Origin of the sequence: Corallococcus sp. AB030, assembly GCF_003668965.1 — a bacterium.
Lineage (GTDB): Bacteria > Myxococcota > Myxococcia > Myxococcales > Myxococcaceae > Corallococcus > Corallococcus exiguus.
Map to the genome: position 1 here is coordinate 1 of NZ_RAWQ01000294.1, position 9,483 is coordinate 9,483.

Annotated in this window: 8 protein-coding genes; 5 read left to right on the plus strand and 3 right to left on the minus strand. The window is 69.2% G+C overall.

Translation table 11 applies throughout. The features are described 5' to 3' along the window. Nucleotides 1-137 precede the first annotated feature (137 nt). The gene (locus tag D7Y15_RS40260; protein WP_121755891.1) at nucleotides 138-974 is read right to left on the minus strand and encodes a ChbG/HpnK family deacetylase; all 837 of its coding nucleotides are present in this window, start codon (nucleotides 972-974) and stop codon (nucleotides 138-140) included. A gap of 7 nt (nucleotides 975-981) precedes the next feature. After that, nucleotides 982-1,770, minus strand: coding sequence for a glycosyltransferase family 2 protein (locus D7Y15_RS40265; protein WP_121755893.1), 789 nt, complete (start codon nucleotides 1,768-1,770; stop codon nucleotides 982-984). 137 nt (nucleotides 1,771-1,907) lie between these two features. Between D7Y15_RS40265 and D7Y15_RS40270 the strand changes: the two genes are divergently transcribed. From D7Y15_RS40270 to D7Y15_RS40280, 3 genes are all read left to right on the plus strand, one after another. Continuing rightward, on the plus strand, nucleotides 1,908-2,858 hold the full coding sequence (locus D7Y15_RS40270) for a diguanylate cyclase (RefSeq protein WP_121755892.1): 951 nt from the start codon (nucleotides 1,908-1,910) through the stop codon (nucleotides 2,856-2,858). Nucleotides 2,859-3,025: 167 nt separating this feature from the next. Beyond that, nucleotides 3,026-4,606, plus strand: a complete 1,581-nt coding sequence (locus D7Y15_RS40275) for an ATP-binding protein (protein ID WP_120579726.1) — start codon at nucleotides 3,026-3,028, stop codon at nucleotides 4,604-4,606. Continuing rightward, a complete protein-coding gene (locus tag D7Y15_RS40280) occupies nucleotides 4,603-6,075 on the plus strand; it encodes a sigma-54 dependent transcriptional regulator (RefSeq protein WP_120579725.1) in 1,473 nt (490 codons plus the stop codon). Before D7Y15_RS40275 ends, D7Y15_RS40280 begins: the two co-directional genes overlap by 4 nt. A gap of 27 nt (nucleotides 6,076-6,102) precedes the next feature. On the opposite strand, the gene D7Y15_RS40285 is transcribed toward D7Y15_RS40280, so the two are convergent. Then, entirely contained in the window at nucleotides 6,103-7,440 is a 1,338-nt protein-coding gene (locus D7Y15_RS40285) for a replication-associated recombination protein A (RefSeq protein WP_120579724.1), read from the minus strand. A 121-nt stretch (nucleotides 7,441-7,561) separates the two neighbouring features. Here D7Y15_RS40285 and D7Y15_RS40290 point away from each other — a divergent pair, with 121 nt between their 5' ends. Beyond that, a complete protein-coding gene (locus D7Y15_RS40290; RefSeq protein WP_120579723.1) occupies nucleotides 7,562-8,407 on the plus strand; it encodes an NAD(+)/NADH kinase in 846 nt (281 codons plus the stop codon). A gap of 61 nt (nucleotides 8,408-8,468) precedes the next feature. After that, nucleotides 8,469-9,483: serine/threonine-protein kinase (locus D7Y15_RS40295; protein ID WP_233605274.1), on the plus strand; the 1,015-nt coding region annotated here is incomplete at its 3' end.

A 9,483-nucleotide genomic window follows, 5' to 3' on the forward strand; every position in this document is an offset into this window, starting at 1 on the left:
GCCGGCTGCTGACACGCAGCCGGCTTTTTTGCGTCTACTTCGTGCTGGAGGCCCCTGCCTCCCTTGAGGCTCAGTAGCCAGTCAGCCTTCACCCCTATTCCGCGCAGACCTCCAGTCGGACAGGTTTCCGCGGCTCGTCAGCCCAGCTCGCCGTAGTTCGCGAGCGTGATGCCCCGCTCCACGAGCTTCGCCTTCACGCGGGGACTGGTGAGCGCGGCCAGCTCCGCCTCCCAGCCATAGGTCCACGCCGGATCCTCCGGCACATGCGGAGCGCCCTCACCGGGGTGGCATCCCAGCTCGAAGTCCCCCGCCGGCAGCGAGTCCAGCACCGCGAGCAGCGCGGACTCATCCAGCCGGCCCGCCTCGAACACGCCGCCCGCGCTCACCCGCCGCACGCCCGGCCGGGCCCGAGGCGCCGTCCGCGCGAGCACCGCCAGCACCGTCGTCTTCAACGCGGGCCCGGGAGCCCGAAGCCACGACACGCGCGGCAGCGCATCCGGCCACCGCAGCGGCAGGCCCTCCCGAGCGGCGATGCCCTCCACCACCGACCGCACTCCCGGCAACAGGTGCAGGTGCTGGTGCCCGTCCAGATGATCCACCCGCGCGCCCAGCTCCCGAGCGCGGGCGAGCTGCGCGGACAGCTCCCGCTCCAGCTCTTCCCTCCGCACCCGCCCCGTCATCCACGCCTTCGCGAACTCCGCCCAGTTGCCCCGCAGCCGTCCGCCCGGCGCCACCGTCCGCACGGCCTCCGCGGGGGCCGCGCAGGAAAGCCGCGTGGACAGCGCCAGGTGCACACCCACCGCCAGCCCCTGCGCCTTGGCCAATCCCACGGCCTCCGCGGCGGAGGGCCCCATGGCCAGCAGCGTCGCGCTGGTCACGATGCCCTCGCGGTGCGCCTTGAGGATGCCCGCGTCCAGCGACGGATGCAGGCCCAGGTCGTCCGCGTTGACGATGAGGCGGGTGCGCGACGCCATGTCCGTCCTACCCGCGCCCCGCCTGGCCCGGCACCGAACGCAATGGCTGCACGGACGGAGGCAGGCGCACCGGCTTGACCGGCGGCGACGGCGAGCGCGTCTCCGGGTACAGCGCCACCAGCTCCTTCACCATCTTCAAGATGACCGACGGCGAAGCCAGCGTGGAGATGCCGCGCGTGCGCGGGAAGTAGTCCACGCCCATCTGGAACACGCGGAAGCCCTTGCGGATGGCCTTCACCACCAGCTCCGCGTCGATGAACGAGCCCTGGCTCCTGAGCTCCATCGACTCCAGCACCTGGCGGCGCATCAGCTTGAAGCTGAAGTTCACGTCCTTGATCTGGATGTCGAACAGCGCCCGGATGAGCAGGTTGTAGACGAACGAGTACACGATGCGCTTGGCGCCCTCGCTCGTGCGGTCGAACCGGAAGGCGCAGATCATGTCCGCCTCCAGGTAGCCCATCAGGTGCAGCGCCCGCTCCAGCTCGCGCATGTCCCACGGCAGGTCGATGTCCGAGTACAGCACCAGGTCCTTCGTGCTCGCCGCCAGCCCCGTGCGCATCGCTCCGCCCAGCTTCAGGTTCACGGGGTGGGTGATGACCCTTAGCTGAGGCACCTTCGCAGCCAGCGCGTCGCAGACCTCCTGGGTCCGGTCCGTGGAGGCGTCATTGACGACGATGATTTCGAAGTCGTCGGTGAGCTTCGGTAGCACTTCCAGTGCGCGGCTCACCGCGCGCTCCACGTAGTCCTCTTCGTTCCAGGCGGGGAAGAAGAGGCTGATGCTCGGGTACTTGGCCACGGTCGTCATGTCGCGCGCGTTCCGTCCGGAAGGAAACGCGCGCTCGCTAGCAGAGCCCCTACCCGCAGGCAAACCCCTTGGCCCTTCTCGTGGGAAACCCCTATAGTACCGCCTAGTCATCATTTTACGGGGACACGGTGAAAACCCAGCCCTACACGCTTCTGGTCGTGGACGATTCACAGGCACTGCTGCCTCAGCTGGTGCGCGCGCTCGGCCCGGAGGACTTCGCGCTCCGTGTGGCCCGCTCCGGGCCGGAGGCGCTCGGGCTGACCCAGGAGGTAGACGGCGTCTTGCTCTGCTCCGGCGGCCTCGACGAGGCCCAGGCTCAGGGCCTCCTGGAGGCCCTCTCCCCACCGCAACCGGGGCCCCAACCCGCCGTGGTGGTCCTGGCTCCCCCGGAAGACCGGGCCTTGCGCCTGGCCGCGCTGCGCAGGGGGGCTGAGGTAATTCTGACCCCATGGGACGACGAAGAGCTGCGTTTGAGGCTCTACCGGAGCCTGGAAGCGCACTCCCGGTTGAGGTCACTTCACTCCCAGGTCGAGGAACTGCGGCGCCTGGCGGTGACAGACGGCCTGACCCAGGTGCACAACCATCGTTACTTCCAGGAGCGCCTGCGCGAGGAGTTCCGCCGCTCGCAGCGCTACGACGAGAGCCTCTCTCTCATCCTGGTGGACCTGGACCACTTCAAGAACATCAACGACGGCCACGGCCACGGCGCCGGAGACCGCGTCCTGAGAGAGGTGGCAGCCTCCCTCCAGCACAGCGTCCGTGAGACGGACCTGGTGGCCCGCTATGGAGGAGAGGAGTTCGCCATCCTCCTGCCCTGCACCCACCTGCCCGGCGCCCTCACCGTGGCGGAGAGAATCCGTAAGGGAATCAACGAGTTGCACGCGGGCCCGGAGGGTGCCCTGCGCGTCACCGCGTCCCTGGGCGTCTCCAGCTTCCCCCACCGCGCCATCCTCGCCCCGGAGCAGCTGCTGCTCACCGCGGACGAGGCCCTCTACCGCGCCAAGCGGGAGGGTCGCGACCGCATCTGCCTGCACCCTCCCGCGCCCCTGTTTTCCGCGCCGCCCTCCCGCGCTGGCTGACCCAGAGGGTCAAAAACCCTGAGTCGGGTTTGACCCCATTGGGTCCCATGGGTCTATGATGACCTTGCCCCTTTTTGTCATGTCACTGAAAAAGGACGTGATTGCCGGGGTTTATCCAAATCTCCGGTTTGGCAAGGCCATTGCAAATGTCTATTCCCGGAAAGTCCATGGGAACCCTCGGAGCTCAAGCGCAGGCGCAGGACCCGGTCGCTCGCGGCCGGCTGCTGCTCGTGGACGACGAGGAGAACATCCTCAAGTCCATCCGGCGGGTGCTGCGCCGGGGTGAGTGGGACATCGAGACGGCGACGGACGCCGAAACGGGTCTGCGCACGCTGGAGCGCTTCCAGCCGGAGGTCGTCATCTCCGACTTCCGCATGCCGGGGATGAACGGGGTGGAGTTCCTCACCCAGGTGAAGCTCCAGGCGCCGCGCGCCCAGCGCATCATGCTCACGGGGCAGGCGGATCAGCAGGCCATCGAAGAGGCCATCAACCGCTCCGAAATCTTCCGCTTCATCTCCAAGCCCTGGAACGACAGCCACCTGGTCCTCACGGTGAAGAGCGCCTTCGAGCAGTACGCGCTCCACGCGGAGAACGACCGGCTCTACCGCGTCACCCAGGAGCAGAACGCGGAGCTCAAGCACCTCAACGCGGACCTGGAGGAGCGCGTCGCGCTGCGCACGCGCCTGCTCTCCACGGCCAAGCGCGAGTGGGAGCTGTCCTTCGACTGCATGGAGACGCCGCTCGCGGTGGTGCGCGCGCGGGACTTCGCGGTGCGCCGGGCCAACGTGGCCTACGCGCAGGTGGCCCGCCGCTCCATCGAAGAAGTGCCTTCCGACGTCCCCTGCCACCAGTACCTCTTCGGCCGGGACACGCCGTGCACGGGCTGCCCGCTGCCCTCCGCCATGGAGACAGGCAAGGGCGCGCGCGGGGAAGTGCAGCAGGGCGGGCGCAGCTACGTGGTGGCCGCGTATCCCTTCGCCGGTGACGACCGCGCGGTGTGCACCTACCGCGACGTCACGGAAGAGCAGGCCATGACGCGCCGGCTCATCGAGACGGAGAAGATGGCCGCGGTGGGCCAGCTCGCGGGCGGCGTGGCGCACGAAATCAACAACCCGCTGGGCGGCATCCTCGCCTTCGCGCAGCTGATGTCCCGCGACGCGGGCCGCAGCGAGAGCGACCTGGAGTCGCTGAAGCTGATTGAAGAGAGCGCGCTGCGCTGCAAGCGCATCGTGGAGAGCCTGCTGAAGTTCAGCCGGCACAGCCGCGTGGAGGACCGCCGCCTCTTTGATTTGTCCAAGTGCGTGGAGGATGCCGCGGTGCTCTTCCGCGCGCAGCTCAAGTCCATGCCCAAGGTGGAGCTGAAGCTGGGCCTGAAGGACGGGCTGCCCAAGGTGTACGGCGACCCCGGCACGCTCGCGCAGGTGGTGCTCAACCTGCTGCAGAACGGCCTGCAAGCGCTTCCCAATGCCGACGGGCGCCTGTCCCTGGAGACGGGGCGCGAGGGCGACCGGACGTTCTTCGCGGTAAGGGACACCGGCTCGGGCATCGAAGAGCGTCACCTGCCGCGCATCTTCGAGCCGTCCTTCACCACCAAGCCGCCCGGCGAGGGCACCGGCCTGGGGTTGTCCATCGCCTATCGCATCGTCCAGGACCACGGGGGCACCTTCCACGTGGACACCCACGTGGGTCAGGGCTCCCGCTTCATCGTCTACCTGCCTATTCCCCTGCAGCTCGAGAGGTTGCCGTGAACCAAGTCAAGCGCGCCAAGGTCCTCGTTGTGGATGACGACTCCGTCGTCCTCAAGGCCGTCACCCAGATCCTCCAGCGGGAAGGACACCCGGTCGTCGCCATCGACGACGCGGTGGAGGGGCTCGCGGCGGCGAAGGATCCGTCCATCGACGTGGTCGTGCTCGACATCAAGATGCCGCACCTGTCCGGCATGGACCTGCTGCGCGCCATCAAGGCGGACCGCCCGGACGTGGAGGTCATCATGATGACGGCCTTCGCCACCGTGGAGACGGCGGTGGAGGCGGTGAAGGCGGGCGCGTACGACTACCTCACCAAGCCCTTCGAGAACATCGACGAGGTCAGCCTCACGGTCGCCAAGGCCGCCGAGCGCAAGGCGCTGAAGGACCGCACCCGCGCGCTGGAGGAGGCGCTCACCGCGCGCAGCCAGTTCGAGGACCTCATCGGTCAGTCCTCGCAGATGCGCGCCGTGTTCAAGCTGGTGGAGACGGTCAGCCACTCCACCGCCACGGTGCTCATCCAGGGTGAGAGCGGCACGGGCAAGGAGCTGGTCGCCCGCGCCATCCACTACCGCAGCGCGCGCCGCGACAAGCCCTTCGTGGCCGTCAACTGTTCCGCGCTGACGGAGACGCTGCTGGAAAGCGAGCTCTTCGGCCACGTGAAGGGCAGCTTCACCGGCGCCACCGGCAACAAGAAGGGCCTCTTCGAGGCGGCCGACGGCGGCACCATCTTCCTGGATGAAATTGGCGACGTGCCCCCGGCCACCCAGGTGCGCCTCTTGCGCGTCCTGCAGGAGGGTGAGGTCAAGCGCGTGGGCGCCAACGAGCCCGTGAAGGTGGACGTGCGCGTCATCGCCGCCACGCACGTGGACCTGTCCCGCGCGAAGGAGCAGGGCAAGTTCCGCGAGGACCTCTTCTATCGCCTCAACGTCATCACCATCGACCTGCCACCCCTGCGCGACCGCCCGGAGGACGTGCCGCTGCTCGCGCACCACTTCCTCAAGGTCTACACCGGCAAGGCGGACAAGAAGGTCACCGGCATCAGCCCGCGCGCCATGGAGGCCCTCACCTGCAACCGGTGGACGGGCAACGTGCGCGAGCTGGAGAACGTCATCGAGCGCGCGGTGGTGCTGACGGCCAACGACGCCATCGACGTGGAGGACCTGCCGCCCGGCTTCCAGGCCGCGCCCCAGGCCGACTCGGCGGTGGAGGTGTTCAGCCTGGCGCATTTGCCGTACGCCCAGGCCAAGCGCTTGGCCATGCGCGCCTTCGAGCGCCGCTACCTGTCCGCGCTGCTGGAGAAGAACAACCACAACGTGTCCAGCGCGGCGCGCGCGGCCGGCGTGGACCGCTCCAACTTCCGCCGTCTGCTCAAGCAGTACGAAGTGGCCGGCCGCAGCATGAAGCCGCGCTCGCCCAAGGGCCCGGACTCGGACAGCGGCCCGGGCCCCGTCCTGGAAGCGGTGTCCTGACGGGGCCCTTCGGGGAGTGACGGCGCTTCAGCCGTCCTCCCCGGGCTCGCGCTCGCTGCGACGTGCGGCGAGCTGCTGCTGGATGGTTTCGTAGCGCTCGGACAGCTCCGCCTCGAAGCCGTTGCGCGTCGGGGTGTAGAAGCAGCGGGAGCGCAGCGCTTCGGGCAGGTAGTCCTCCGGGACGTAGTTGCCCTCGAAGTTGTGCGGGTACTTGTACCCGCCGCCGTAGCCCAGCGACTTCATCAGCTTGGTGGGCGCGTTGCGCAGGTGCATGGGCACCGGCAGCGCGCCTTCCTTCGTCACGGCCTCGCGCACGGCCGCGTACGCGGCGATGACGGCGTTCGACTTGGGCGCGAGCGCCAGGTACGTCACGGCCTGGGTGAGGGGCAGGGTGCCCTCCGGCAGGCCCATCAGCTGGAAGGCCCTCAGCGCGTCCACCGCCACGCCCAGCGCGCGCGGGTCCGCGTTGCCCACGTCTTCCGACGCGAAGATGACCATGCGGCGGAAGATGAAGACGGGGTCCTCGCCCGCCTCCAGCATGCGCGTCATCCAGTACAGCGCGGCGTCCACGTCGCTGCCGCGCATGGATTTGATGAACGCGCTGACGACGTTGTAGTGCTCCTCGCCGCCCTTGTCGTAGAGCAGCATCTTCTGCTGGAGCGCCTCCTCCGCCACCTTGCGGTCCACCGCCGTGCGGCCGTACGCCGCCGCGGCCTCCAGCGCGGTGAGGGCCTTGCGCGCGTCGCCGCCCGCCGCGTCCGCGATGAACTCCAGCGCCGCGTCGTCCACGGCCACCTTGCCGCCCAGCCCCCGAGGGTCCGCGACAGCGTGGCGCATGACGGCGATGAGCTCCTCCTGCTCCAGCCCGCGCAGGGTGATGACGCGGCAGCGCGACAGGAGCGCGGCGTTCACCTCGAAGGACGGGTTCTCCGTGGTGGCGCCAATCAGCGTGACGGTGCCCTTCTCCACGTGGGGCAGGAGCGCGTCCTGCTGCGACTTGTTGAAGCGGTGGATTTCGTCGATGAAGAGCAGCGTGCGCTGGCGGTTCAGCTTCCAGCGGTCCTGCGCGCGGGCCACCGTCTCGCGGATGTCCTTCACGCCCGCGAGCACGGCGGACATGGTCTCGAAGGAGGCGCCGGTGGAGCGCGCGACGAGCTGGGCGAGCGTCGTCTTGCCGGTGCCGGGCGGGCCCCAGAGGATGAGGCTGGGCACCTGGTCGCTCTCCAGCGCGCGGCGCAGGAAGCGGCCCTCACCGGTGAGGTGTTCCTGTCCCAGGTACTCGCTGAGCGAGGTGGGGCGCATGCGCTCGGCGAGCGGCGCCAGGACGGCCTGTTCCTTCTGGCTGGCGTGGTCGAAGAGGTCCATGGGGCCCCCAAACCTAGCGTCCCGGACGCCCTGCCGCGCCCCCTTGTGATGTCCGGCGCCGGGCAGGTGCGTCATTTTCCTGCGGAGGACGGTTGGCCGGCTGGACTAGAACCCGGGGGGCGTGCAGACCCTCGTCATCGTCGCGAAGCGTGACACCCCACAGGCCGTCGCCCTGGCGGCGGAAATCCAGCAGCGCCACCCGAACCTGACGGTGCTGGCGGACCGTGCCCTGGCGCATGCGCTGAACTGGCCACGAATTGAAGACCGCGAGCTGGCGGCCCGAGCGGACCTGGTGGTGGTGCTGGGCGGTGACGGCACGCTCATCTACGCGGCGCGCCTGTTGGGCGGGCGCAACGTGCCCATCATCGGCGTCAACCTGGGCAGCCTGGGCTTCATGACGGAAATCTCCGTGGAGGAGCTCTTCATCCGGCTGGATGACGTGCTGGCGGGGAACTTCCACGTGGACTCGCGGATGAAGCTCTCCTGCCGGCTGTTGCGCGGCGGCAAGGTCCTCATCGAGGACGAAATCCTCAACGACGTGGTCATCAACAAGGGCGCGCTCGCGCGCATCGCGGACCACGAGACGTCCATCGACGGGGTGCCCATCACCACGTACAAGTCGGACGGCGTCATCCTGGCCACGCCCACCGGCTCCACGGCGTACTCGCTGTCCGCGGGCGGCCCCATCGTGCACCCGTCGGTGGACTGCACCATCCTGTCGCCCATCTGCTCCCACGCGCTGACCCAGCGGGCCATCGTGGTGCCGGCGGACCGCACCATTCGCGTGACGCTGAAGAGCGAGACAGCGGACACGTACCTCACGCTGGACGGGCAGACGGGCCACTCGCTCCAGGGCGGGGACTGCATTGAAGTGGTGCGCTCGCCCAACCGCGTGGGCCTGGTGCGCAACCCGCGCGTGGCCTTCTTCACCATCCTCCGGCAGAAGCTCCACTGGGGCGAGCGCTGAGCCTCCGGGCCCTTCGGGTGGGGCTCCCCTCGGGGGGGAGCGGTGGGGTAGCGTCCGGCCCGTGACGACGGGTGGGCACAGGACGCGTTTCGGCAAGTACGAGCTGCAGGAGCGCCTGGGGGCGGGCGGCATGGCCGTGGTGCACCGCGCGCGCTACACCGTGGCGGAGGGCGTGTCCCGGTCCGTGGTCATCAAGCGCGTGAGGGACCCGTACGCGTTGGATCCCGCCTTCGTGCGGATGTTCCTCAACGAAGCGCGCATCTCCATGGGGCTGTCGCACGGCAACATCGTCCAGGTCTTCGACTTCGGGCAGGAGGAGGGGGAGTACTTCCTCGCCATGGAGTGGGTGGACGGGCAGCCCCTGTCCAAGGTGCTCAAGCGCCTGAAGCTGAAGGGGATGGCGCACCTGCCGGCGCCGCTGGCCGTGCAGCTGATGGTGGAGGTCTGCAAGGGCCTGCACCACGCGCACACGCGCCGCGACGAGGAGGGCCGCTCGCTGGGGCTGGTGCACCGCGACGTGTCCCCGGACAACGTCCTGGTGAGCTACGAGGGCGAGGTGAAGCTCACCGACTTCGGCATCGCGAAGGCGCAGTGGGCCGGGCGGCAGGACACGGACGCGGGCGTGGTGCGCGGCAAGTTCCTCTACCTGTCACCGGAGCAGACGCGAGCGGAGGCGTTGGACGCGCGCTCGGACGTGTACACGGCCGGCGTGGTGCTCTTCGAACTGCTCACCGGTCGCAGGCCCGCGGAGGGAGACCAGGTCGCGGTGATGGAGCGCATCGCCACGGGCGACCTGACGCCCCCGCACGCGCACGTGCCGGACCTGGATCCGTCGCTGGGGGCGCTGGTGACGCGGGCGTTGGCGCTGAGGCGGGATGATCGCTTCACGAGCGCGGAGGACTTCCAGCGCGCGTTGGCGGAGTGGCTCGCGTACCGGGCGCCACTGTTCCCCGCGTCCACGCTGCGCCACCTGATGGGCTGGCTGTTCGAGGAGGAGCTGAAGCTCGCGGGCCAGCCGCCGCGGATTCCGGAGTCCTTCCTGCGTCAGGTGGCGCAGCGTGGACGCGGGGAACAGT